Raw genomic sequence first — 24,916 nt, 5'->3', positions numbered from 1 at the left:
TTAAAGCTGCGAAGGCGTTGGGGTTAATACTTGTTTAATAAACGCCGCCATCCCATCAATGGTTGTCTGTAGGTGCGCTTGATGAGTAAAACCACTTTTTACTCTGGGTTTTAAATCATGGTCACCGTCTGTTAACCACAAAAATTCAATATCCTTTGGCAAACCATAACTGTTTACTTCTTCTCTGGTTCCTAACTTATCACGATCGCCTTGGGCAATAAAAACGGGTTGCTGGATCAATGGAAAGTGTTCAGTACGCAGCGATTCCGGCTTATTGGCTGGGTGAAAAGGAAAACCTAAACAAGCGATGCCTTTTATTTTCGCGTTAACGGTGAGTTCATCAGTACTTGGATCGGATGCCACTAAGCTGGCCATACGTCCACCCATAGATTTACCGCCAATCACCATAGGTTGGTCGATACTGGCAATTAATTGCTGAAACTGAGCTATTAACTTGGGTGCGCGCTCTGGCGGTCGGCGAGTACCATTATCTACACGTTGTTGCATGTAAGGAAAATTGAAACGTGCTACGCGTATACCTTGCTGGGCGAGCCCTTTGGCAATCGTTTCCATCACGTCTGAGGTCGCGGGCGCACCAGCGCCGTGCGCAAATACAAATAATGGGCCATCAAGTGGGCCGTTATAAATGAGTTCCATGATCTTCCTATGCAATGAATAGACTCTATGCGGGATAACGCATTAAAAGACCATTGTACGCGATTGCTCGACTATTTATACACGGCTAATAGCCACGTAATGACATCATCAGGTTAGCTTCATAGACGGTGAAAATAATAAGTGCTAGTGTGAACTAACTTGAGCTTGATCTGTTACAACGTAACGTGGAGATATAACACATGGAAATGTATGATTCAGTCAATGTATTTGGCGAACAGTTGGAATTATGTGGCGAGGATCCTGTCACTGGCTTTTATCGCGACGGTGCCTGTAATACCTGCAGTCAAGATGCCGGATCGCATACTGTGTGTATTGCAGTGTCGGCTGAATTCTTAGAATACTCGCGTTTTAAAGGCAATGACTTATCAACCCCGGTACCTGAATTTGGATTTGAAGGTTTGCGAGCGGGTGATCGTTGGTGTTTGTGTGCTGCGCGTTGGTTGCAAGCGTTGGAAGATAATATGGCGCCGAGAGTCTATTTGCAAAGAACACACATCAAAGCATTAGAAATAGTGCCGATGGAATTACTGAAACGCTATACAATGGATTTGAGTTAGCGTATTAACGATGCCCTTTGTCGGTCTCGATTGGCTAACAACATATATTTCTGCTAGTATCGAAATATATGTTGTTAGCGGTTAACTTGGAGAACTGAAAAATGGATATTGATGTAATTGCGAAAGCACTGAAAGAATTGGGGCACCCAACCCGATTAACTATTTTCAAAAGTGTGATCCGCGCCGGTTATCAAGGTGTTGCGGTGGGTGGCTTGCAAGAACAATTAGCCATTCCTGGTTCTACATTATCGCACCATATTTCTAGTTTAGCGTCCGCAGGTTTACTGTCTCAACGTCGTGAAGGTCGTACTTTGTACTGCGTGGCTGAATACGATAAATTACAATCAGTGATTGGTTTTTTACAAGATGAATGCTGTATTGATGAAGTGATAAGCAATGCCGCTGAGTCTGTTAAATAGTTATCTATCTATTATTGATATACGTTCCGTGACTCAACGCGAGTACGGAACGACATGGCATTACATAAAATAAAATTAAATAGCCTTCTGACTTTACATCATCCTCTTCAAAATACGCTTTCCCATCATTTCATGCTTAATGAGTGCGGCTAAATGACAAAGCACTAATGCTGCTAATAACCGGCAGGCGTACAGGTGCAGGGTTTCAAAAAAGTGAATACTATGTTGCTGTTGTAGTAGCTGTGGGATAGTCAATAATCCAAACACATTGACGTCATGACCCATCATTAATACCCCACTAACGAGTACCAGCGAAACGAGTATATAAAGTAAGGTATGTCCGATGTGCGCGAGCTTGGTTTCCAATATCGACATTGCGGGGTGTGGTGCCGGTACTCCGTATTTTAATCTGTGGTAAATACGCCAGCAAAACAGCGGAATAAATACCGTTGTTAGCGATACATTGAAACGTAAAATATGACTTTTAATATTCGAGTCCAGTTCAAAAAAGGCGATGTATAACCCCGAAATACTTGCCCATAAGATCACGAGTGCGGAGATCCAATGCAGGTATTTTGCGGTGCTATTAAATTGATGAGTGAGTTGATGCATATGTGTTCCTACTTTCGCGCAGATAAAAAAACAGCGTAAATATGATTTACGCTGTTTGACTTACATTGAGTTATTTTGAGCGGCTTATTAACAAGCGGCGATTAACTATGTGCTACGAGCAAGGGCCAACTAATACCCAACCTGTATATAACGTATCTGGAGTGCGGCCTACATCGGTCCAGCGCTCTGCACGATAAACATTATCTTGGTAAGAAACTTCTTGGCCTGGTTTGTATTGCTTGCTGATATCAATTGCTTGAATATCTTGGCAGTCGCCCGGTACTTCAGTATCTACAACATTAAAGTTATTTGACTCTTGTAGCGATAAGTTACTGTCATCGTTTGAGTTAGCGATGGAGACTAATTTAAAAGCGCCTGCCGTTACATTTTCAAGTGATAAGGTAAAACTTTTAACAGTATCGTTCACATTGTCAGATATTGATGCAATCGCTTTATTATTTACATCAAAGATAGTATTGGTGACGTTTAAGTTACCCACAGCTTCAATGCTAAAGGTTACCTCAACCGTATTGTTGTCGATCACATATTCATCTTCTAGACCTAAAACAGTGATGCTATCGTCAACTGGAATATCAGCTTTAATAATATCCACTTCAACAGAAGTCAGGTTCGAATCTGCTTTTAGGTAAACAGGGTTGTTACCGTAAACAGGGGTGAATACATCTTCGTCACTCTTTGATCCCGCTTGAGCATTGGCTTGCTCGGCATTGATTGCTTTCGCGAGGTTGTAAGACCACGTGTTCTTTTGACCGTTGGCGGCAGAGTTAATTTCAATGATGGTTTCGGTGGTAAACGAACCCACAGATGAATCAAAGAAGCGTGCTTTGACTTTATCGCCAGCGACTAAATCTTCTTTAGGTGCGATGGTGGTACTTTGCTGCCAAACATCTGCTGGTGGCGGTGGTGTGCCATCATCAGCAAATTCCACATCGATTACATTGTAAAATGCATTGGCGGTATCATCGATTGTCCACACCGAGAGGATCACTTGATAACCACTACGTGCTGGGACTGTACATGTGTGTGCATCACCCAGATTGAGAGGGGGCTGATTACCATCCATATCAATCACACAGAAAGGATTGGCTAAATCAAACGACGCGCGAGTTAACGGTGCGTTTTGATCCCAATCTGGTTTTGTAATGTAATAAACATAATCAGTGGTTTTATGGTTAGCTGTACTAAACCACTGGAAATTATTCAGACCCGCTTGGATCTTGGTTTTGTACCACTTGTTTGATGATTGCTGATCAAGCACATCAAATGAGCCGCCTTTCTGTGCTGATGCGATCTTGCCGTCGGCAGGTCCTGCAGCAGGAAATCCTTTTAGTGCTTCTAAACTTTGTCTATCGTATGACGCACTCGCACAATCATTTTTAGACCCGTTACTTGAGTGACATAAAGTAACACGAGAAGGGAACTCGCCTGCGACATAACCGTGTGCGAAAGCTAAAGTCGGTGCGAGTGCCGCGACTGTTAAAGCGCCGAATGATGCTAAAACTATTTTTTTCATATAATAAACTCCATGTTATTTAAATGTTAATTTTTTCGTAAGTGTATTTTTTACTGCTTTATTTTTGAACAAATATGATAACGAGGTGTCATTTCTACCACTAGAGTAATAATTATTTCTATTTGTAAAAATGTGCCTAGTGCCTTGTTGTTAAATATATTTATGGTGTAGGCATTTATTTTATTAAAATTAAAATTATTACTGTGGAATCAAAGTATGGATAAACATATATTCAAAAATATATTGCTCGGGGATGTTTTTATTTTAAACTTAGTGTTTAATGTCGCTGAATAATGACGATGAGTGGGTTTGCTATTTCGGTATTAAGTATGAGTGGAAGTGAAAATGGGATATAAAAAATATGCGTATCCAAAAACAGTAATTATGAAGGTATTTTCAGAATTTTTAAGAAAAATACGCTCAGAGCATCATCTTTCCCAAGAAGGTCTACGGGCTTTACTGAACGAAAAAAGTCATTCTTTTGATAGCTTAGATACAATCTCTATTAGTCGTTGGGAGCGTGGTATCAATACCCCTTCTTTAACGAAGCAGTCTGAAATAGCGGAAGTATTTGGTGTCGATCTGTTTAATATCTACAGTTCAGATGCTGATTTTGTCGAAGAAAGTTTATACGCAATACAATTTTCTGCGGGCGAAAAAAATGATAAAGTAACGCACCCTTATTATAATAATGAGCAATACCAAATCGAGTTCATTCACTCTGAACACGTTAAGTTTGAGCAATTTCTCAAACTTTGTTTAGTGTATGAGGGTAACCCTCGTTTGTTGCCTACACATCAAGAAAAAATATCTGCAGCGTTGTTAACATCACTTACCTTAGTCTCTGCTCTTTGTAATTTTAGCCAATTGGTTGGTCACTGCCTATTTTGTAAGGTCAATACCAAAGCATTGTTTGAGTTTATGAATAACAGTATTGGTATCCTTGATTTATTGGCCAGTACGCAACAACACCAAGCGAATGTATTGGTGGTTTTTTCGTCATTTGGGGTATCACCACAAATTGATAATCATATGATGTCTGTTTATTTAAACCAATTAGCAACGGATAAAACGATTGAGTATTTGAGTTTTAGTACTTGTGATAGCAAATTGAAGCAAAAGTTAATGCAGATGAAGATCCCAATGTTTAAAGTCAAACCGATCGAGCAAAACGCTAAAATAATTCAGAACTATTCGTTTATTATGAGTCGCTCTGAAGTCATGGCCAATCGAAATATGCTGATGTTGTCTGTTATACCGACACGAGACATGCAACCTACAACTACCGGTATATAGTGGAGTCATTATGAATATTTTAATTGTTGATGATCAACAGTTTGTCCGAGAAGCGATTAAAGCCGATCTTGCAGAGAACACTTTACATAACAAGGTTAAAACGTTCGAGGCTGAGAATGCCCAGCAAGGTATCGAAGCCATCGTTGCGATGAAAGGTAATATCGATTTACTTATCTTAGATTTAAAAATGGATAACAGTGATGGCATGGAAGTCATCAACTTTTTATCTGTACAGAGTCGCTATGCCACGATACCACTGGCTGTGATCAGTTCGTCAGATAAACGTACGCTTGAGTTGGTCAACAGTATTGCTTGTGGGCTGAAATTGAATGTCGTGGGTGTGTTTGAAAAACCGATTGATATGGATACTATATTAACTGAAACTCGGCGTTTACAAAGTGTTAGTCAGAATCCGCTAGAGGTTATGGCGACGACGGCTGTGTCTGATTATGATATAACCCAGTTACTCGCAGATGAGCAAGTCTTGCTTTGCTTTCAACCTCAAGTTGATATGAAAAGTAAAGCGATTACTGGCTTTGAAGTGTTAGCGAGGATGTATGATGAAAATGGTTATATTTATCCTGATACCTTTATCCCTTTGATTTATGAAATTGGATTAAACGCTCAATTTACCAAGATTATTATTGCTAAAGCATTCAAACTTTGGATACATGAAGCTAATCTGAGCGGATACACTTTATCGATTAACATCACCGCACAAGATTTGATTAATAATGATTTGATTAATTTTATTATCCGTCAAAAGCAAGCGCATTCGCATATAAAGCTAATCTTAGAGTTGACCGAATCACAAGAAATAATGAACCAAGCGAGTGTATTAAACTCAATCGCGCGATTGATTATCAATGGTATTCGCATCTCGTTGGATGATTTTGGTAAGAGCTATTCAACTTATGAACGCTTGGATACTATTCCCTTTAATGAAATTAAAATAGATCGTTCTTTTGTGTGTGATATTGATACCAATGAACAGCATCGCCTTATTGTTGAGTCGACGATTGCCTTAGCTAAAAAAATGTCGGTGAATGTCGTCGCTGAAGGCATTGAAACAGAGAGCGTGCTTAATATTTTAGATGATCTTGGTTGCGATATTGCACAAGGGTATTTATATAGCCCGCCTATGGAAGGTCGTTATTTAAACGCGTGGATCAATCGCTACGAGCACAGAGAAGTGAGTGGCAATGACAAGTAATATCAAAGATAGCTTAAAAGGCTTCTTTTGGCGTTATAGTGACGCGCGACGTTTACCACTATATCAAGCGTTAGTGAGCGAATTAACCAATATTCGCTCACAAGCTGGGTTAGTAGAGAACGCCGAAAAGTTGAATTCACTTAAGCATCAATTTAAAGGTATTTGCCGCTACCTGCACCTCGAACTTGATATGCAGATTGATGCCATGACGACGCCCGAACAATTACTTTACGCGGTCGATAATATGCACAAAGAAGTTGCCGCGATTGAACATGAATTATAAATTTAGTCTAGGCAGTTATGTTTGTATTTGTCTGTTTGTCACCGTGATGATTATGGGGGTATTTACCCGTTATGGTTTGAATGAATTTAAACATAATCATGATAAAAAAATATCGACGCTGATGGCGCTGAATGAAGAAAACTATTTGCAGCACAAGTTAATTATTAATGCGATGCGATCTTTTTTTAAATCATCAGATAGGGTAAAAGAAGCCGATTTTGAGATCTTTACTCGAGAGCTGTTAGATGACCGAACTGCGCTGTTCTTTACGATGACACCTGAATTGACGTTAGGTTATATTTCTGATGACGGTTTTGTTGCTGACTTAGATAAGTTAGAAATAAGTTTAAATAAAGAGGGGATGTTAAGCGGTGATTTACCTCATTATCAATTGGTTTCAATCGCGATTGATGAGCCGAGCATGCCGTATTTGTTTTATGCCATACCTCTTGATAATTTATTGTTTAACATTAATAAATTAAAAGGTACTTGTTTAAAATACACCACCGTACAGTTATCGATAAAGAATCAAGATTGTGCGCGACGAACTACGAATAAAATATTAGCATTTTTCCGTTATAGTACAGACTTAGATATCAGCGTCCCAGAGTATAATTTTTATTATATCTTGGGTATCGAGTCTCAAGTATCGTCTTCAAAGCTGTTTGAATTTAGCTGCATATTGTTATCGATACTCATTGCTTGTGTGCTGATTTCGATATTGTTGTATTTTAAATTGATAAATAAATATTTATTTATCAATATTGAACGTGAGAATAAATTTAATGTCGCGATGGTATCGAGTATTAATCATGAGATAAGGACGCCGATTAATGCGCTATTAGGCTACAGCCAAATACTGAAAGATATGCCTAAAATCAGTGACGAGCACAGCGCTGTGATTGATAAAATGTTGTGGTCAGCTAATTTGTTGTATTCAGTGGCAGAAAATACCCTTAACTACAGTAAGTCTACTGCGGGTGGTTTAATGCTTAATAGCACGCCGATTAATACCTTGCAGTACATGGATAGTATTAAAGATTATTACAATCGTTTGAGTATTCCTGCGGATAAAATCCTCGATTTTAATGTGAGCGATAAGTTACCTGCGGTGATTAGTGTCGATAGCACTAAATTATTTCAAATCATAACCAATATGATTAACAACGCATTGAAGTACAGCACGGGTAAGACGGTACGTTGTCATATTGATATCTGTCAACGTTTAGCCTTTCACGAAAACGTGGCATCAGGACAGCAACAGAGTCCGTCATCGGCAGCATCATCATTAGCTGCATCACAAAACAGCCGCGGTTATTACTTACGTATTCTGATCCAAGATTCTGGTCTGGGTATGTCACAATCAACCAAGAAGTTACTCACCAATCCATTTACTGTGGATGCGGAATCGCAACTAAAGCAAGTCTCTAGCATTGGTTTAGGACTGTATACCTGTAATCAATTACTGACTCAAGTCGGTGGCAAATTAAGACTGCACAGTGTGAAGAATGAAGGTACTAAAATCATGTTGCATTTTCCCTGTCAGTTTGATCAAGCGGTACCATCACAGCTGTTAAACCCACTGCTGCTTCGCTCGACTGATTATGCCAGTATGCGTGTTTTGATTGTTGACGATAACAGCTTTAATCTCGAAGTATGTAATGCCATGTTAGAAGATAAACAGTTTAATACGGTTTGCGCGAATAGCTCGAAAGATGGATTAGTCAAATTTGTTAAAGTAGAACCCAACGTGGTGATTGTTGATTACCAGTTAGATGTGTTTAATGGACTTGAGTTAATTACTAAAATGAAATTTATGCAAAGTAATGCGCAGATTCAATATTTCATTTTATCAGCTAATGATAAAAATGAGATTGTCGATAGTGAGCACTATCCGGATGTTTATTTCATGCAAAAACCGTTTAATACCGCGATATTTTTAAGTTGCTTAGTAAGTGGAGTCGCTTCCCAGAAAGCGTAGTGGGCGGTATGATAGAACACATCTAATATGCTTGATTATTGCTGTGTCGTTTGATACAGCGGACTACCTAAGGTGAACCTATGGCTAAGTATAACCCCGTCACTAAAATGCAAACCTATGGCATTCACTCGCAGTGGCAAAGCAAATCAAAAGATTTACCGAGCATTCAAAAATTCACGACAGATATCCCCGCAGAAATTGATATTGAATTTGGTTTTATCGTTAATATTAAAAAAGCCCGTGGCGCTAAATTGCAATTTTGTATTGCTCATCCTGGTATTTTAGACGTCGATGGTAATGTACGCGCACCGTTTACCGGCGACGTGCATGTGACAAACAGTGATTGGAATTTTTACTTGGGCGACACAGTATGGCAACCGATTGCCGATAAATGTGGTGACTGGCGTATGACCGTATCACTCGATGGAAAAATATTAGCGGATAAAACCTTCAATATATCGCTGGAACACTGTTAAAATCCAGCCCCTATTATATAACCAACAAAGGCTGCAACTGTGGATGCTTTTATTTCCCAAAAAATTGATAACTCAGCGTTAAGATCTCACCCATGGACGAGCATGGTATCGGATGAGTCGAGTGTATATATGGACTTTAAACAACAGCCTGAGTTGATCCGCAGTGCGTTAGAAGATTTGTTACCGTTTCAACAGTGGGAATTTGTTGAACAGTTTTATCGTTTAATCGAATGGGTGAATGGTGCAAGCTCGTTATTAGAAAGTAATGACAGTGTGTTTAATGCCGCAGAAGATAATAGCGACCAGCAATATCCGTATGCGAAAAAATGCAGTGCACGATTAATGATTTTATTCCGAGATATTCCTGAAAATTGTCAGGACAAAAGTCTTGATTGGTTAATGAATAATATCCAGTCAATGGCCTCGTCGATGAAACCAGGCTTTAAAGCCGGTGCTATTGGGCTATCAAAATCACCGACCTGTTATTTAGCATTAGGTGATAAACCGGATTCCGGCGGAATGGGTTACCAAGTCACGTTAAACTTCTTTGCCTATGGAGAAGATGAGCAAGCGTGTTATGCGAACCTGAACGATGTATTGGCAATCACTCAAAAAGCATTACTGCGTGTAAATATGCGCATTAAAAATGGTGAAATAGATGCGCTTTACGCGATCTAAATACCAAGTAGCTATAATATTAGTAATTATGCCAAGTACCGATGCTAAGAACTGATGCGTTGAATATAGCATTGAACGCATCAGTAGCTTAGTTGGATTATCGTAATAATTGAGTTGGATTATAACGGTAACGTCGTTAAATCAACCCGCAATAAACAGTTAAATTCTTTACCAAAATCTACCGATACGCGGGCGTGTACTGCGCCTTGTTTATCGGCAAACTCTTGTTCACCGGCAATCGCAAATACGCCTTCGTGCCAAACGTTGGCATGAATATAGGCACCGCGCTCACCACTGAAATAAAAACATACAAAGTCTTGTGGTTTGACATCGTCCCCCGGCAAGGCTAATGGCAGTAAAAATGGTTGATTAGCCTTAGGATAAAACATCTGCCCACCATCGGGGTGATAGTTTGCATGCCATAAGAGCAGTTGTGTTGGTTTGTTACTGTGGTTGTCGACAGCGATTTCTGGTCGTTGGTTATAACCGATAATATAATGGCCATCGACGGCTTTATTACGGCCAAACAGATAGTCTCCTTTCCAGGTACTAATAAACGTCCCTTCTGTCACTCCACCTTCATCACCAGTATCTTCATCGACTTTACGCCAACCTTGTGCTGGCCAGCGGGTGATCTCAATATCAAAAGTCTCAGGATCGTCAACAAAGAAACCATAACCTTTTAGACTTTCGGGTGTTGCTTCAATAATGGGAATATCTAACAGCGCGAGATCAGACGCGATATCAGGGTTTAAATAGTCAGGCACAGTATTCGATATGGTATTCGGTGCATTATTTGAATCTGTATTTAAAACTGTATTTGGATTGGCGATTGTAGTTGTAGATGAAGTTGTAGCTAACGTTATAGATGTCATGTTGGTGCTCTATTTGGCTGAATTAAGCATAAATTAGCATTTTATTGTTTAATTTTAATGACAGTGCTACCGCAATTGCGTAAATCATTATATCCATACAAGGCTTTATAAATTTATATAGCGTGACACACATCACGTTTGGTGGGTTATGTTGTCTTGCATTAAAATGATAAATAATGCTATGCGTGCGAATTTATTAAGATAGAATACGCGGCTAATTTACAGTTCTGAGCATATTATGACGTTAAAATATAGAATATTGGTTTTTTTCGCTTCGTTGGTGATCACTATTTGTGGTGCGATTACTTTTTTTGGTTATAGCGCCTTCGATAATTTTAGTCACACTAATTATGAAGATAAAATGGATAGCCAATCGCGGTTAATCGCGAAAGCATTAGATGAAAAATTAATGCGTTATTTTGATGCTTTGAACGCCGTTTCTTTTGAGTTCGGTGATAATGGTGAGCCACTATCGGTCGAACGCGCTGTACAGAAAACCCGTCACTTTATTAACAAAATTGATGGTGTTGAAAATATATTTATTGGCTTAAAAGATGGCCGTGCGATTGAAGGCGGCGGTTATGTTGCTAACTTTAATGCTAAAGCACTTAACCGTGAATGGTACAGCCGTATTTTCTATGATAATGAAAAAATAATTGTTACTAAAGCTTACCGAAATGCGTTAACCAAACAAAATATCATTTCTTTGGTTGTGCCTATTTACCATCATAATCAAACGGTGGCAGCACTGTCGATTGATATCGATTTAGATAATATTACTGGCTTTATTACCTCGCTGACCAGTGACAACCAAATTTTTGTTTATCGCAATGACGGTTATGTCATGTCGAGTAAAGATACTCAACTGTTAGGCAAGAACATGTTTCAAGTTCGCCCACAGTATGAGCAGGTAAACCAAGGCATTAGCCGCTTCACATATGAAGTTAATGGCGAAATGGTCTCTGTCGTCACCAACAAGCTATCAGTACGTAACTGGATCGTGGCGAGTTATGAATATGGCAAGGATATTAATGCGGCGAGTAATGCCAACCTAGTCGGTTCATTACTGTTTTTATGTATCGCGATTATTGTGGCTATTATCATTTTTTACTTTTTCATTGTTAAATATATTTATGCACCAATCGGTGGTGAGCCTGAAGATATTTCCAACTTGATGGACAAAATGGCGCGTGGTGATCTGACTGCGGTTAGCGACACGAATCAAGCGACCACAGGTATTTATGCCAGTATGTTGATCTTGTTACGTGAATTACAAAATATCGTACAGCAAACCCATGCTATTTCTGACAATGTGTCATCAGCATCGGTAGAACTTGCTGCCGTAATGGCGGAAGCAGCAACGAATTCACAGCATGAAATCGCGCAGATAGAGCAAGTGGCAACGGCTATTAATGAGTTATCTTGTACTGCGGCTGAAGTCAGTCTAAATGCCAACAATGCAGAGAATGCAGCCAATAACGCGATTGAAAGCGTTAGTCGTGGTAATACGGCGTTGCAGGAATCAGATGTGATCACTAAACGTATTGAAGATTCAGTGCGTGAGTCAACGTTAATGGTTAATCAGTTAAGAGCCTACTCGGTTGATATCGGTAGCGTTGTCGATGTGATTAATACCATTTCGCAACAAACTAATTTATTAGCATTGAATGCCGCTATTGAAGCTGCGCGAGCGGGTGAGCAGGGTCGTGGTTTTGCTGTCGTGGCAGATGAAGTGCGTGCTTTAGCTGCGAAAACGCAGGAATCAACGGTTAATATTCAAGAAATAATCACTAAACTGCAAGATCAGTCTGAAAAAGCGGACAGCTACATGAGCAGTAATGTTGAGCTGTTTCAAGATTCACGCGTAATAGCGCAAACGGTGAGTCATTGCTTTACGGATATTTCACATCTGGTATCGCAAATTTCGGATATGAATACGTTAGTATCAACGGCATCGCAAGAGCAATCGACAGTAACCCAAGATGTCGCTGCTAATGTCATGCAAGCGTCAGATATGGTGACTCAAAACGTGGCGGGTATCGATCAAAGCAATCAAGCCAGTGAAGAGCTTGCGCGTTTATCGGAAGAGCAAAAAATGATATTAAACTTCTTTAAATTACGTTAATGATCTTGTGCCTTGAATGGAACAATTTAATCTTAGCGACATAATAACAACATAAAACTGTCATATATCCAACCTATGATGTGCATCATAAATACTTATCTATCCCTTAGGTAACTATCGATTAATTTATCAATAAAGGATGTTATTGATGCACATTTTTAAACAGTCATTACTTGCCACTGCCGTTATTTTCGGTGCTTCTGCTAACGCGTTCGCGAAACAGGAGTTGGTCGTTTACACTTCTTTTGAAACCGATCTGTTAGCCTTATTTAAAAATACCTTTGAAGAAAGCCACCCTGATATCGAGATTAAATGGGTGCGTGATTCTACCGGTGTGATGACGGCTAAGTTATTGGCTGAAGGTAAAAATGCCAAAGCAGATGTGGTGTGGGGATTGGCTGGTTCATCATTAGCATTACTCAAAGATAGCGGTATTGTTAAACCTTATACGCCAACTAATTTAGCGGGTTTAAAAGCCTCTATGGTTGATCCTGAAGACGACAAAGCCTGGTTTGGTAATGACGCGTTTTTTAATACCGTTTGTTTTAATACCATCGTTGCAAAACAACTGGGTTTACCAAAACCGAAAACCTGGGAAGACTTGCTCGATCCAGTTTATAAGGGCCACATCGTGATGCCTAATCCGGGTTCATCGGGTACGGGGTATATCCAAGTGACAGCATGGTTACAAGGTATGGGTGAGCAACAAGGCTGGCAGTATATGGAGCAACTGGATAAAAATATTGCTCATTATACCCATTCAGGCTCTAAACCTTGCGTGCAGTCTGCGATGGGTGAAACCGTCATTGGTATTTCTGTGGCGATCCGCGGTTCTAAATTGAAGTCTCAAGGCGCACCGATTGATCTTATCTTACCAAAAGGTATTGGTTGGGATACGGAGTCTGTTGGCCTAGTGAATAACGAATCTGATGCGGCTAAAAAGCTGGTTGAATGGTCGTTATCACTGGATGCCAACAAAATGTATAACACCATTTATCCTGTTGTTGGGCATAAAGACGTGAGTGGCGCGGTTGCAAACTACCCGAATGTGGAAGACGCGATTGTAGACATGGACTTTGGTAAAATGGCCAATGATCGTCGAGCTGTATTAACTAAATGGTCTGATAAATTTAATAGTAAGTCAGAATCTAAAGGTTAATTTAACTCTCTCTTTGAGTTAATCCGGTGCAGCAGGGGATTATGATGACCTTGCTGCATCGTTTTTTAATAATTGTCTTTGAATATTAGGACCTCGCTATGCTGACACTACACGCTTCCCACCTTGTTTATAATAATCAGCCATTGCATTATTTTTGGCTAAAAGATAATTGCCGTTGCAGCGCATGTTTACATTCGTCTGGACAACGCTTACAAGAGATCCTCGATTTAGATTTAACGATCCAGCCAGAAGTGGTGACGATTGAATACGGGGACTTAGTCATTACTTGGCAAGATGGCCATCAAAGCCGCTACAGTCAGACTTTTTTAGAAAGTATGCAAGCTTTTGAGCAAGACGCTAATGATACGACTGCGCTCGATGAGCAAGTATTGTGGGATGGACAACTCGATGCGCCAGCAATCACTTTTCGTTACCCTGACGTACTCAGTCGTCAGGATATTAAGCGTGATTGGTTAGGGGCGGTGAAACAATTTGGGCTGGCATTCTTAACCGATGTACCGAATGTGGATAAACAGTTATTTAAGGTCGTCGAGCAATTTGGCTTTGTGCGTGATACCAACTACGGCAGTCATTTCGAAGTGGTGTCGCAAGAAAATCCGGTTAATTTAGCATTCACCCCCAAGCCATTAAGCCTACATACGGACAATGCTTACCGCCATCCAGTGCCGACTTTACAGCTTTTGCATTGCTTAGTCAGTGCTGAAAAAGGGGGGGTAACAGCGTTAACGGACGGCTTCTACGCCGCGCAATTATTGCAACAACGTTTTCCACAACAATATAAGTTATTAACCTCGACGCCAGTGACGTACCGTTTTAAAAATGCAGATACTCATCTTGAACATACGGGTTATATCATCGAGTTAAATAATAGCGGCGGTCTTGAGCGTATCCGTTTAAATAACCGTTCTATTCAAGCGATTCAATTACCGTTTGCAGAGATGGCGGCATTTTATCAAGCGTATCAAAATTTCAGCCGTATCTTGCATAGCGCTGAGTGCAAATTCTTGTGTACCTTGCAACCGGGCGAGCTGATGATATTTAATAATGAACGGATTTTACATGGCCGAGAAGTGGCTGCTGAAGGCGCTCGACATCTGCAAGGTTGTTATGCCGATATTGATTCATTAAAGAGCGCGCTAGCAGTATTAGAGACGGCATTAGAATGTCAAATGGAGACTAAATAATGGATATAATTGCGTTTATTAAACAGCAATTCGAAGACAATGGTCACGTTGCTTATGGTGAGAATATCTCTATGGGTGAGCATATGCTGCAGTCGGCTTATTACGCCGAGCAAAAAAATAGCAGTGACGCGATCATTACCGCGGCCTTATTGCATGACTTTGGCCATTTAATTTTAGAGCTGCCAGAAGATATCGCCGAGCACGGTATTGATGGTTATCATGAAGATGTGGGGGCTAAATTTTTAGCGCCGTACTTCCCGAAGCAGATCATTGATGGTATTGCGTTACATGTGCAAGCCAAGCGTTATTTGTGCGCGGTGAAGCCTAAATATCACAGCCAACTTAGCCAAGCATCACAAGATAGTCTCGTTGTGCAAGGTGGGGCAATGAATGCGCAAGATATTAGCGAGTTTGAACAACTGCCATTTTATAAAGACGCCTTACAAGTACGCTTGTTTGATGATTTAGGTAAAGACTTAGCACTGGAACACCCCGATTTGGCACACTACTTACGTATTGCCCAGCAGTTTGTGATGAATAAGCCTCCTGTCTTGTTATCGACAGAGGCTTTTTAGTACCGCTTAATTAACGGATGTGAGCAAGTCTATACCGACTTAATCACATCGATAAGCTGCTGTATTTCTGTTTCATCATTATAGATGTGTGGTGATATGCGCATGCCATGCAATCGATTGTCGACACTGATTTTATGCGCCGATAATGCCGAAAGAACTTCCGCTTGTTGTGCACCAAAGTGTAAAATGGCGGTGCCATTACGCTGAGGTATTTGCTGTGGTGACACCAGTTGTCCTGGAAAAGCATTGGCCAACATATCCAATAACGTTTGGTTATGTTGGCGTAATGTTTCTGTCCCTAACCTGGCAAAGTATTCGATACTATTGGCAGAGATAACATACGGCATGATCGATGGCGTGCCTCCCCAAAATTTCAATGCGCTGTTGCGTTCACGAAAATCATGGATATCAAACTCAAACGGCTGTTGATGAGAAAACCAACCGACATCTTGTGGATGACAAGACGTTATTTGCGTTGGATTAACCCATAAATAACTGCTGCCGGGCCCACCGCATAACCATTTCACACAAGATCCAATCATAAAGTCTGGTCTCGTGACGCTCAGATCGAGTGGCATGATCCCGGCTGATTGCGCGACATCGATGATAGATAATACCTGATGCTGACGGGCAATCGATAAAATGTCATTCAGTGGTGCTTGTTGACCGGTGTTGGAGTACGCATGGCTGATAAAAACCAGGTCAATCGTCTCATTAAGGTATTCAGCCCACACATTTGGATCGGTAACATCCAGCTGACTTGGAATGTAGGTGATGCTTGCTGTTGATGCTAATGCTCGCTGCATGACAAAGCCCATACTGGGGAAGTCAGCTTCAGACATGAGTATTTTGGTGTGTGGTTGTTGTAACCTATCGACGGACATGACTAATTTAGTGAGCGCACTCGATAGATTCACTTGTGGGCAAAAATTAGCGCCATCATTATTAAACAATGTGCCTAACGCTGAATTGTAGCGGTCAATGGCCGTCATCCATTGCGGCCATGGTTCGCTGCTCGTATGCTGCCAGTGGTCCATGAAATGGCGTTTAAATTGCTGCTCGGTATTTTTAAGTGGGCGACCAACAGAATGGTTGAGTAAATAAATATTGTCGTTAAGTAAAAAATCTTTTTTATACATGACTGTTCAATTCCTTCATATGTACATGTCGGTGTTAAATGTTGTTAACAAGGTGGTTGAAGCGTGTTGTCGTCGCTGCACTGGCGGTTAATTGAGTGATGAATGCAGTGTCAGCATGTCGTGATAACGTGTTGCGATGTCCTCTCTCGGATTCGCAGCACGAAGATCTCGGAGCTTTTCGAGTGAACGCAGTAATATGTGTAATGGTGGACCACTGGCTGTTAACTTATCCATATGCTGTGATTGCACCTGACTTGCTGGTTGCGCTATGTATTTATTCACCAGTTGGTCATGGTGTTGGATTGCAGTAGCGCCGTGTAATTTACAGACGTCTAAAAAAACAGTTAAATTACGTTGATACCAAGCTTGGTTTTTATATTGCTGTTGGCTAAGAAAATCATCCATTAAATTGGCACGTTGCATACAGTCACGCAGTAACTGCTGGTCTTCAGGCATCATGTAAGTGAATTTATCAACCAGCATTTGTGAGTAAAATGGTTCATTGGCGCGGCATAATCCAAGTAACATATCGACAATATTGATACCGGCAAAATCACCGGCATTGGCACCACGATAAATCTGAGTGCCGACACGATAAGGTTTGTAATAAGGGCGGACGCAATGGAAGAAACGATCGGTATCGAGTTCACTGAATAAGATGGTGTTTGAGTCAATAACCTCACTCAGCCCCTGCTTGGCTGCGAGCAATAAGTCATAACAAAGCGGGTGAGAGATACCCATGACATGTATTTTGGATAGCGCTTCTGCGGCACGTTTAAAGGCCAATATACTGCGGGTATTGTAATCAACAAATAGGCTCTCGTCATGTAAGGTGGTGAAGCGTTTGTAGATGCCATTCTCGGCGATATTATGCGTGGTTAAGTGCGCGGTAGAAAAACGTGGTGCCATACCTATCGTTGGACCTAAGTGCATGGCGAGAGCGGATGCTGCGATAAGTGGTGAACGGGTTTCGCGTGACGGTTCTGTTAATTCATGACGGCGGCAAGCGGCCATGTATAACCCGACACTGCCGAGTAAATTAAACGCGTTATCAAAATTTTGGCTGGTATTACCCTCTGCTAGAAGTACTTTTATTAGCGCATTGCCTTCAGACTCGAGTTGTTGTTTCAATGCGTCACCAACGCCGTCGACATTATCCCTATCTTCTTGTTGCCAATAGAGGCTCTCTAGCTCGGTATTGATATCAACAAATGAAGATCTAATCCATAGATCAAATATCTGGGTCGCGTTACTACTGTTTTTCATTTAATTACCTTTTGAGTGTGAATATTCGGCTGGAATATTAACGCATTAGGTAATTTATAAAACTACTCCATCGAGTAAGAAGGTGGTACACAAAAGTAGCTTATCGAGTGATATCTTTAAACGCCGCTTTAAATTGTTCGATGGCGTAACTTTTTACTTTACCGGTACTTTGATGGGAACGGGTAAGTAAAACTAAACTCCAGCGGCCGTCATTGGTCATAAAATTAATGTTGAGTTTACAGATCTCATGCGCATATGAAGACGAACTAACCACGTGGTTGGGTAACAATGCCCAGCCACCCTGCTTGAGTAATGACAGAATAATATCCATATTGCTGATGGTGGCCACACGCGCCGATATTTTAGTTTTTTTACCAAGATCTACTTCCATGAAATTCTCTGCAGTGTATTGCTGCTGCTTTTCTAAATCTTCCAAACTACAACTTACTTGTTGCGCTAAAGCGGTGTCTGTATGGGCAAAGAAAGAAAATGGCAGAAACCCGAGATTGGTAAAAGTAAGCCCTTTGCTTGGTAGTACACCAGAACCTTTGCTTAAAATAATTGAGATATCAGCATGCTGCTCTGCAAGTGCGTTAATAGACTCTTCACGTCCTCGGTGTAGCCAATGCAATTGTGTTTGTGGGTATTGCTGATGGACAGCTCGTTGTACTTGTTCTATGACTGAAATTGGCAAGGAAACATCGTGATAAATCGTCAAGCTTGCTTCTAATCCTTCAGCTAAACTGTCACCGCTATTTTGCAGTACTTGTGCATGGTAAAGAATATGCTGGACTTGGGTGAGTAAACTGCGGCCTTCAAAGGTTATTTTAGGAAACTTACCGCGGCGATCAAATAAAGTAATACCCAAATCAATTTCTAAATTACCTACGTGTTGATGCAAGGTCGAACGATCTTTCCCTAATGATTGTGCCGCTTTACTAAACGAGCCTTGTTCAGCGACAGCCACGAATGACGCCAATTGTTCGAAACTAAATCTAAGCATGATTGCTTCCACTCCCTCATCTTGTACTAACATGACGAATGTTATGGATCATATTACTCATATCATTCGTTGTTGGGATATTCCCAACGTAACTGAGATTACCTGTGAGATTAAACCGTTATTATTGAGGCATGTAAACAAGCGTGATGCAGAAACATTCCATTGCTGAGATAACATTTTATAAGGTAGATTAAAGTATGACTTTATTAACAAAAAAATCATTGGTTAAGGTTGCCGTTGGCGCGGCATTATTCACTTCCGCTATCTCTGTGGTACAAGCCTGTTCACGGTTAATTTGGGATACTGAAGAGCATGGGGTATTTGTGTCTCGAACAATGGACTGGATGGTTGAAACACACCCGACAATTGATGTGCGTGCAAAGGGTATTAGTTACCGAGGTGCGGAGTCTGGTGACCAAGTTATGACATGGACATCCAAGTACGCTTCAATCTTAACGACGTTTTACGGTAAAGCGGGCATTGATGGTTTTAATGAAGCGGGGTTAGCCGCAAATGCTTTGTATCTAGGGGAAGAAAGCAGTGGGGAATACAATGCCGAGAAGGTGCAATTAGAAAACTCGCGTGTTATTCCGTATTTCTTAGATAACTTCAGCAGCGTTAAAGAGGCGCTGGTGGGTATTGAAGATATTCAAATTCAGCAGTTTGCTGGCGCTGATGGTGCTAAGTTAAAAGGCCATTATTCATTGCAAGACAGCAGTGGTGATTCAGCTATTTTAGAGTTTATTGATGGACACTGGAAGATTTACCACGGCGCGCAGTATGACGTATTAACCAATAGTCCTGAATTTAATAAGCACTTAGCTAATTGGGATGCGAAAAAACCAACACAACAGTCACAATATTCAAGTGAATTCCCATTAGCGGGTAACGTCGGACCTGCAGAGCGCTTTGTGTGGAATAAATACATGCTGGCGCAACTGCAAGAGCCAAGCAGTATTATTAACGGCTTAGCGAAAATTGATAGCTCAACGTATAAAGTGCCGCTAGACGCCGCTAACCGTATCGTCAACGGTAAGATGACGGGTTATGCAACGCAGTATACTCTGACCTATAACCTAGAACAGAGAGAACTGAATATGCGTTATCAGTATGGTGATGTGTACACCCAGTTCAAAGTTGATTTTAATAAACTCAATGATGGTAAAAACTATACGCTAAAAGCGGATGAGCAAAGTAATGTTGGTGACATGACTAGCCAATTTAAACAACAAAATGGTGTGATGGCGCAATACCGAATAAATAGTACCGAATAAACAGTACCGGATAGTAGCCCGGATAAATAACACCAAATTCATACTTAATCTCAGACTAAAAATGAAAATGAAGCTAGTCGGTATTGATCGTATAGATTGAGACTGGCTAGTGTTTTTTTATCGCAAATATAATAGTTTTTATAATCCCCCCTCGATCCTGACAAACTTTACACTAGTTGACCCTAATCTCCACATTTTCTCCATATTTCCCTGCCCCTTTTACGGTATTATAGCGTATCAAAATTTTAGACTCGCTATTCATGGATGAAAGCAAGACACGCTCATTTTTATAGAAGAGACATAATGTATAAACGTACTTCCCTGGCGATCATTAGCGCACTGATGTTTAGTTTTTCGAGTTACACCATTCCAGTTCAGGCCAAAGGCGGCAATGCTGGGAAAGGCGCTGAGCGTGTGGTTTCTGTCTATACCGAGACGGTGCAGTACCATGAAGTTTCACAATCTATCTCATTGATCGGTAAATTACAGTCAACGCAATTTGTTAGCGTGGCCCCGGAAGTCGCAGGGAAGGTTGATAGTATCAAGATCACCGCCAATCAAACGGTGAAAGCAGGGCAGTTATTAGTGCAACTCGATGACAGTAAAGCACAAGCGGCATTGCTAGAAGCGAAGGCTTATTATACCGACGAGAAACGTAAGCTAAATGAATATTCAACGCTCGTAAAAAGTAATGCCATCACCCAAACCGAAGTCTATGCACAATCAGCAATCGTCGCGATTGCACAGGCGCGTTTAGCTGCAGCACAAGCAAATATGGATGATCATTATTTAACAGCGCCATTTGCGGGCACGGTTGGTTTACTCGATTTTAGTCGCGGTAAAATGGTATCTGTTGGTACAGAGCTGTTAACCCTTGATGACTTATCGACAATGCAGCTTGATCTTGCCGTACCAGAACGTTATTTGTCGCAATTATCCACGGGTATGGCAGTGACATCAACCAGCCGAGCTTGGGATGGTCAATCTTTTAAAGGCGAGGTTGTGGCGATTGATTCGCGCATTAACGCTGAAACGTTAAACTTACGTGTACGAGTTAATTTTGAAAATAAAGATAACCACCTTAAACCGGGCATGATGATGTCATCAAGTGTGGTTTTCCCTGCGATTAATGAACCTATTATTCCAGTGCAAGCGCTAGAATATTCAGGCACCAAACGCTTTGTTTATGTGGTGGGTGACGATGAACGTGTAACCCGAACACAAGTATCACTTGGCGCACGTATTGTTGACCAAGTATTAATTGAAAATGGCTTAGAAATTGGCGACCGTATTGTCGTTCAAGGCCTAGTGAACATGCGTAATGGATTGCAAGTGAAAGATTTAACTGGCCAGCAGGAGACTAACTAATGTGGTTGTCTGATACCTCAGTCAAACGACCGGTTGTCGCTATTGTACTCAGCTTATTGCTGTGTGTGTTTGGTGCCGTGTCGTTTAGTAAACTTGCAGTACGAGAAATGCCGGATGTTGAAAGTCCAGTTGTAACCGTGATGACGCGCTATGACGGTGCTGCTGCCACGATCATGGAAAGCCAAATAACGTCGATCATTGAAGATCAAATTACTGGTATCAGTGGTATCGATGAAGTTAAATCGGTCACCCGTAATGGTATGTCACGTATCACCGTGACGTTTGATTTGGGCTGGGATTTAACCGAAGGTGTCAGTGATATTCGTGACGCGGTTGCCAAAGCGCAGCGTAGTTTACCCGATGAAGCCGACGATCCTATCGTATCGAAAGATAACGGCAGTGGTGAACCCTCGGTTTATATTAATTTAAACTCGACTGAAATGGATCGTACGCAGCTGACCGATTATGCCCAACGGGTATTAGAAGATCGCTTTAGTCTGATCTCGGGTGTGAGTTCGGTTGATTTATCCGGCGGTTTATATCAGGTGATGTACGTTAAGTTGTTCCCTGACTTAATGGCCGGTCGCGCGGTCACGACAAGTGATATCGTCGATGCGTTAAAAACGGAAAATGTCGAGAATCCCGGTGGTGAAGTACGTAACGATACGACGGTGATGTCAGTACGTACTGCGCGTTTATATGCCCAGCCACAAGACTTTGAATACCTGGTAGTGAGAACCACTAGCGATGGTGCGCCGGTGTATTTACGCGACGTCGCACAAGTTTATGTTGGCGCTGAAAATGAAAGCTCGTCATATAAAAGTAATGGCATCGTTAACCTGAGTTTAGGTGTGGTGACGCAATCGGATGCCAATCCGTTGGATGTGGCGTCAGCGGTGCATGCAGAAGTCGATAAGATGCAAGCGTTCTTGCCTGCAGGCATGAGCTTAGCGGTTGATTACGATTCCACTGTGTTTATTGATCAATCTATTTCGGAAGTATACAGCACGCTCTTTATTACCGGTGGTCTGGTGGTATTAGTCTTGTATATCTTTATTGGTCAAGCGCGCGCGACGTTGATCCCCGCTGTTACTGTGCCGGTATCGTTGATTTCGTCATTCATTGCCGCTTATTATTTTGGTTTCTCGATTAACTTAATTACCTTAATGGCGCTGATCTTATCGATTGGTCTGGTGGTTGATGATGCGATTGTGGTGGTCGAAAATATTTTCCATCATATCGAACAAGGTGAAAAACCGTTATTAGCGGCCTATAAAGGTACACGTGAAGTGGGCTTTGCTGTTGTTGCGACCACCATGGTATTGGTGATGGTGTTCCTGCCTATTTCCTTTATGGATGGTATGGTCGGGTTGTTGTTTACTGAGTTCTCTGTGTTGTTGTCCATGTCGGTGATCTTCTCGTCAGTGATAGCCCTGACATTGACCCCAGTACTTGCTAGTAAAATGTTAAAAAAAGAGCAAAAAAGCAGTCGCTTTAGTGTGTGGATGGAAGGTTTATTCCAACGCTTAGAAAACGGTTATCGCGGTATTGTTGCTAAAGCTGTGCAGTTTAGATGGGTTGCACCTGTGGTTATTATCGCTTGTGTTGTGGGTAGTTTCTTGTTGATGAAACAAGTGCCATCACAGTTATCACCACAAGAAGATCGCGGGGTATTGTTTGCCTTTGTCAAAGGCGCGGAAGGCACCAGTTTTAACCGTATGACGGCGAACATGGATATCGTTGAAGCACGTTTATTACCGCTTGTTGGTCAAGGCGTTATTAAATCGTTTAATACCCAAGCGCCAGCATTTGGTGGCCGCGCCGGAGATCAAACTGGCTTTGTGATCATCATTCTTGAAGACTGGGCAGACCGTAGTGTGAGTGCGACTGAAGCGTTAGGCATGGTGGCAAAAGCATTGAAAGATATTCCAGATGTGATGGTGCGCCCATTAATGCCAGGCTTCGGTGGTGGTTCGAGTGATCCGGTACAATTTGTATTAGGAGGCTCTGATTATTCTGAACTAGAACAATGGGCAGAATTACTGAAAACCAAAGCCGAAGACGCGGGTGTATTAGTCGGTGGCGATCTGGATTATTCAGAGAAAACCCCTGAGCTAGTCGTGAGCATTGATAAAGAACGTGCCGGTGAATTGGGTATCAGTGTTGATGAAGTATCGACGACGCTTGAGATCATGCTGGGCGGCCGCAGTGAAACCAGTTATATCGAACGTGGTGAAGAGTATGATGTGTACTTACGTGGTGATGAAGATAGCTTTAATAACGTCAACGATTTAAGTCAGATTTATATTCGTAGTGCCAAGGGAGACCTGATCACGCTCGATACGCTGACGACAATCGAAGAAGTCGCATCGGCAAGTCGCTTGTCGCACAATAATAAGCAAAAATCTATTACCTTAAGTGGCAGCATAGGGGAAGGTTATACGTTGGGCGAAGTGTTAGATTTCTTAGATGCACAATCGGTAGAGTCATTACCAAGTGATATATCTATTGCTTACTCTGGCGAGTCAAAAGACTTTAAAGAAAACCAAAGCAGTATTTTAGTGGTCTTTGGTCTAGCCCTGCTGGTGGCGTATTTAGTATTAGCGGCGCAGTTTGAAAGCTTTATTAACCCGATGGTGGTGATGTTTACCGTACCTATGGGGGTATTTGGTGGCTTCTTAGGCTTGTACGTTATGGGTGGTGGTCTGAATATTTATAGCCAGATTGGTATGATCATGTTGATTGGTATGGTGACCAAAAATGGTATCTTAATTGTCGAGTTTGCCAACCAGTTACGTGACCGTGGTATCGCTATTGAACAAGCGATTATTGATGCGTCAGCGCGACGTCTACGTCCTATTTTGATGACTGCATTTACTACGTTAGCGGGTTCTATACCGTTAATTTTATCAACGGGTGCAGGTTCAGAAAGTCGTATTGCCGTGGGTACTGTGGTGTTCTTTGGTATGGCGTTTGCTACTTTAGTTACCTTGCTGGTTATTCCGGCAATGTACCGTTTGATTTCGGGTTCAACGCATTCACCAGGTTATGTTGAAGCGATGTTAGAAACGGAATTAGCAGAGCAGGCTGCAAAAATAGCGGCAGCTGAAACCGATAAAGCGAGTGAGCAGGTAAATGGCGTACATGTAGTGAAGGACGTGGCTTAGTTTTCGTGGCTAGCTATCAACATAGAGACTGAC

At 41.4% G+C, this 24,916-nt stretch carries 22 protein-coding genes; 15 read left to right on the top strand and 7 right to left on the bottom strand.

The genetic code is table 11. From position 1 onward, the window contains the following. Positions 1–657, bottom strand: coding sequence for an alpha/beta family hydrolase (locus A923_RS0115750; RefSeq protein ID WP_017222648.1), 657 nt, complete (start codon positions 655–657; stop codon positions 1–3). A gap of 200 nt (positions 658–857) precedes the next feature. Here A923_RS0115750 and A923_RS0115745 point away from each other — a divergent pair, with 200 nt between their 5' ends. Together A923_RS0115745 and A923_RS0115740 are read left to right on the top strand one after the other, a co-directional pair. Further along, positions 858–1,235 (top strand): DUF2237 family protein, encoded by a 378-nt coding sequence (locus A923_RS0115745; protein WP_017222647.1) that lies wholly within the window; start codon positions 858–860, stop codon positions 1,233–1,235. Between the two features lie 101 nt (positions 1,236–1,336). Next, on the top strand, positions 1,337–1,654 hold the full coding sequence (locus A923_RS0115740) for an ArsR/SmtB family transcription factor (protein ID WP_017222646.1): 318 nt from the start codon (positions 1,337–1,339) through the stop codon (positions 1,652–1,654). A gap of 93 nt (positions 1,655–1,747) precedes the next feature. Here the strand turns inward: A923_RS0115740 and A923_RS0115735 are convergent, their stop codons facing one another. Together A923_RS0115735 and A923_RS0115730 are read right to left on the bottom strand one after the other, a co-directional pair. Next, positions 1,748–2,266, bottom strand: a complete 519-nt coding sequence (locus A923_RS0115735; RefSeq protein ID WP_017222645.1) for a cytochrome b — start codon at positions 2,264–2,266, stop codon at positions 1,748–1,750. Positions 2,267–2,378: 112 nt separating this feature from the next. Next, complete coding sequence (locus A923_RS0115730) at positions 2,379–3,800, bottom strand: lytic polysaccharide monooxygenase (protein ID WP_017222644.1); 1,422 nt, start codon at positions 3,798–3,800, stop codon at positions 2,379–2,381. Positions 3,801–4,145: 345 nt separating this feature from the next. Here A923_RS0115730 and A923_RS0115725 point away from each other — a divergent pair, with 345 nt between their 5' ends. The 6 genes from A923_RS0115725 (at position 4,146) to A923_RS0115700 (ending at position 9,727) form a co-directional block, all read left to right on the top strand. Further along, the gene (locus A923_RS0115725; protein WP_017222643.1) at positions 4,146–5,096 is read left to right on the top strand and encodes a helix-turn-helix domain-containing protein; all 951 of its coding nucleotides are present in this window, start codon (positions 4,146–4,148) and stop codon (positions 5,094–5,096) included. Between the two features lie 10 nt (positions 5,097–5,106). Next, positions 5,107–6,309: an EAL domain-containing response regulator gene (locus A923_RS0115720; protein WP_017222642.1), complete on the top strand. Its 1,203-nt coding sequence runs from the start codon at positions 5,107–5,109 to the stop codon at positions 6,307–6,309. Beyond that, on the top strand, positions 6,299–6,592 hold the full coding sequence (locus tag A923_RS0115715; protein ID WP_017222641.1) for a hypothetical protein: 294 nt from the start codon (positions 6,299–6,301) through the stop codon (positions 6,590–6,592). Before A923_RS0115720 ends, A923_RS0115715 begins: the two co-directional genes overlap by 11 nt. After that, on the top strand, positions 6,582–8,573 hold the full coding sequence (locus A923_RS0115710; protein WP_017222640.1) for an ATP-binding response regulator: 1,992 nt from the start codon (positions 6,582–6,584) through the stop codon (positions 8,571–8,573). Before A923_RS0115715 ends, A923_RS0115710 begins: the two co-directional genes overlap by 11 nt. A gap of 80 nt (positions 8,574–8,653) precedes the next feature. Next, positions 8,654–9,049 (top strand): DUF3859 domain-containing protein, encoded by a 396-nt coding sequence (locus tag A923_RS0115705; RefSeq protein ID WP_017222639.1) that lies wholly within the window; start codon positions 8,654–8,656, stop codon positions 9,047–9,049. A 39-nt stretch (positions 9,050–9,088) separates the two neighbouring features. After that, positions 9,089–9,727, top strand: a complete 639-nt coding sequence (locus tag A923_RS0115700) for a hypothetical protein (RefSeq protein ID WP_026006273.1) — start codon at positions 9,089–9,091, stop codon at positions 9,725–9,727. A 119-nt stretch (positions 9,728–9,846) separates the two neighbouring features. Here the strand turns inward: A923_RS0115700 and A923_RS0115695 are convergent, their stop codons facing one another. Continuing rightward, positions 9,847–10,602 carry an ureidoglycolate lyase gene (locus tag A923_RS0115695; protein ID WP_033197637.1) on the bottom strand — a complete coding sequence of 252 codons (756 nt, stop codon included), beginning with the start codon at positions 10,600–10,602 and terminating at the stop codon, positions 9,847–9,849. Positions 10,603–10,840: 238 nt separating this feature from the next. On the opposite strand from A923_RS0115695, the gene A923_RS0115690 reads away from it, so the two are divergent. From A923_RS0115690 to A923_RS0115675, 4 genes are all read left to right on the top strand, one after another. Then, a complete protein-coding gene (locus A923_RS0115690) occupies positions 10,841–12,727 on the top strand; it encodes a methyl-accepting chemotaxis protein (protein ID WP_017222635.1) in 1,887 nt (628 codons plus the stop codon). 148 nt (positions 12,728–12,875) lie between these two features. Beyond that, complete coding sequence (locus A923_RS0115685; RefSeq protein ID WP_017222634.1) at positions 12,876–13,886, top strand: putative 2-aminoethylphosphonate ABC transporter substrate-binding protein; 1,011 nt, start codon at positions 12,876–12,878, stop codon at positions 13,884–13,886. 98 nt (positions 13,887–13,984) lie between these two features. Further along, a complete protein-coding gene (locus tag A923_RS0115680; protein ID WP_017222633.1) occupies positions 13,985–15,091 on the top strand; it encodes a TauD/TfdA family dioxygenase in 1,107 nt (368 codons plus the stop codon). Next, positions 15,091–15,666, top strand: coding sequence for an HD domain-containing protein (locus A923_RS0115675; RefSeq protein WP_017222632.1), 576 nt, complete (start codon positions 15,091–15,093; stop codon positions 15,664–15,666). Before A923_RS0115680 ends, A923_RS0115675 begins: the two co-directional genes overlap by 1 nt. 29 nt (positions 15,667–15,695) lie before the next feature. Here the strand turns inward: A923_RS0115675 and A923_RS0115670 are convergent, their stop codons facing one another. From A923_RS0115670 to A923_RS0115660, 3 genes are all read right to left on the bottom strand, one after another. Beyond that, positions 15,696–16,805: an aminotransferase class V-fold PLP-dependent enzyme gene (locus tag A923_RS0115670; RefSeq protein WP_017222631.1), complete on the bottom strand. Its 1,110-nt coding sequence runs from the start codon at positions 16,803–16,805 to the stop codon at positions 15,696–15,698. A gap of 87 nt (positions 16,806–16,892) precedes the next feature. Continuing rightward, a complete protein-coding gene (locus A923_RS0115665; protein ID WP_017222630.1) occupies positions 16,893–18,071 on the bottom strand; it encodes a PrnB family protein in 1,179 nt (392 codons plus the stop codon). 100 nt (positions 18,072–18,171) lie between these two features. Continuing rightward, positions 18,172–19,074: a LysR family transcriptional regulator gene (locus A923_RS0115660; RefSeq protein WP_017222629.1), complete on the bottom strand. Its 903-nt coding sequence runs from the start codon at positions 19,072–19,074 to the stop codon at positions 18,172–18,174. Positions 19,075–19,271: 197 nt separating this feature from the next. On the opposite strand from A923_RS0115660, the gene A923_RS0115655 reads away from it, so the two are divergent. The 3 genes from A923_RS0115655 to A923_RS0115645 all read left to right on the top strand — a co-directional run bounded on the left by A923_RS0115655 (position 19,272) and on the right by A923_RS0115645 (position 24,883). Continuing rightward, positions 19,272–20,348, top strand: coding sequence for a linear amide C-N hydrolase (locus tag A923_RS0115655; RefSeq protein ID WP_017222628.1), 1,077 nt, complete (start codon positions 19,272–19,274; stop codon positions 20,346–20,348). A 303-nt stretch (positions 20,349–20,651) separates the two neighbouring features. Further along, entirely contained in the window at positions 20,652–21,716 is a 1,065-nt protein-coding gene (locus A923_RS0115650) for an efflux RND transporter periplasmic adaptor subunit (protein ID WP_017222627.1), read from the top strand. Continuing rightward, complete coding sequence (locus A923_RS0115645) at positions 21,716–24,883, top strand: multidrug efflux RND transporter permease subunit (protein WP_017222626.1); 3,168 nt, start codon at positions 21,716–21,718, stop codon at positions 24,881–24,883. Before A923_RS0115650 ends, A923_RS0115645 begins: the two co-directional genes overlap by 1 nt. The last annotated feature ends 33 nt before the right edge of the window (positions 24,884–24,916 follow it).

This window comes from Moritella dasanensis ArB 0140 (genome assembly GCF_000276805.1).
Classification (GTDB): Bacteria; Pseudomonadota; Gammaproteobacteria; order Enterobacterales; family Moritellaceae; genus Moritella; species Moritella dasanensis.
This window is presented reverse-complemented; position numbering and strand designations above follow the sequence as displayed.

Excerpts from the sequence above, each read along its gene's own strand:
- A923_RS0115750 (WP_017222648.1), bottom strand. The coding sequence starts at position 657 with ATGGAACTCATTTATAACGGCCCACTTGATGGCCCATTATTTGTATTT.
- A923_RS0115745 (WP_017222647.1), top strand. The coding sequence starts at position 858 with ATGGAAATGTATGATTCAGTCAATGTATTTGGCGAACAGTTGGAATTA.
- A923_RS0115740 (WP_017222646.1), top strand. The coding sequence starts at position 1,337 with ATGGATATTGATGTAATTGCGAAAGCACTGAAAGAATTGGGGCACCCA.
- A923_RS0115735 (WP_017222645.1), bottom strand. The coding sequence starts at position 2,266 with ATGCATCAACTCACTCATCAATTTAATAGCACCGCAAAATACCTGCAT.
- A923_RS0115730 (WP_017222644.1), bottom strand. The coding sequence starts at position 3,800 with ATGAAAAAAATAGTTTTAGCATCATTCGGCGCTTTAACAGTCGCGGCA.
- A923_RS0115725 (WP_017222643.1), top strand. The coding sequence starts at position 4,146 with ATGGGATATAAAAAATATGCGTATCCAAAAACAGTAATTATGAAGGTA.
- A923_RS0115720 (WP_017222642.1), top strand. The coding sequence starts at position 5,107 with ATGAATATTTTAATTGTTGATGATCAACAGTTTGTCCGAGAAGCGATT.
- A923_RS0115715 (WP_017222641.1), top strand. The coding sequence starts at position 6,299 with ATGACAAGTAATATCAAAGATAGCTTAAAAGGCTTCTTTTGGCGTTAT.
- A923_RS0115710 (WP_017222640.1), top strand. The coding sequence starts at position 6,582 with ATGAATTATAAATTTAGTCTAGGCAGTTATGTTTGTATTTGTCTGTTT.
- A923_RS0115705 (WP_017222639.1), top strand. The coding sequence starts at position 8,654 with ATGGCTAAGTATAACCCCGTCACTAAAATGCAAACCTATGGCATTCAC.
- A923_RS0115695 (WP_033197637.1), bottom strand. The coding sequence starts at position 10,602 with ATGACATCTATAACGTTAGCTACAACTTCATCTACAACTACAATCGCC.
- A923_RS0115690 (WP_017222635.1), top strand. The coding sequence starts at position 10,841 with ATGACGTTAAAATATAGAATATTGGTTTTTTTCGCTTCGTTGGTGATC.
- A923_RS0115685 (WP_017222634.1), top strand. The coding sequence starts at position 12,876 with ATGCACATTTTTAAACAGTCATTACTTGCCACTGCCGTTATTTTCGGT.
- A923_RS0115680 (WP_017222633.1), top strand. The coding sequence starts at position 13,985 with ATGCTGACACTACACGCTTCCCACCTTGTTTATAATAATCAGCCATTG.
- A923_RS0115675 (WP_017222632.1), top strand. The coding sequence starts at position 15,091 with ATGGATATAATTGCGTTTATTAAACAGCAATTCGAAGACAATGGTCAC.
- A923_RS0115670 (WP_017222631.1), bottom strand. The coding sequence starts at position 16,805 with ATGTATAAAAAAGATTTTTTACTTAACGACAATATTTATTTACTCAAC.
- A923_RS0115665 (WP_017222630.1), bottom strand. The coding sequence starts at position 18,071 with ATGAAAAACAGTAGTAACGCGACCCAGATATTTGATCTATGGATTAGA.
- A923_RS0115660 (WP_017222629.1), bottom strand. The coding sequence starts at position 19,074 with ATGCTTAGATTTAGTTTCGAACAATTGGCGTCATTCGTGGCTGTCGCT.
- A923_RS0115655 (WP_017222628.1), top strand. The coding sequence starts at position 19,272 with ATGACTTTATTAACAAAAAAATCATTGGTTAAGGTTGCCGTTGGCGCG.
- A923_RS0115650 (WP_017222627.1), top strand. The coding sequence starts at position 20,652 with ATGTATAAACGTACTTCCCTGGCGATCATTAGCGCACTGATGTTTAGT.
- A923_RS0115645 (WP_017222626.1), top strand. The coding sequence starts at position 21,716 with ATGTGGTTGTCTGATACCTCAGTCAAACGACCGGTTGTCGCTATTGTA.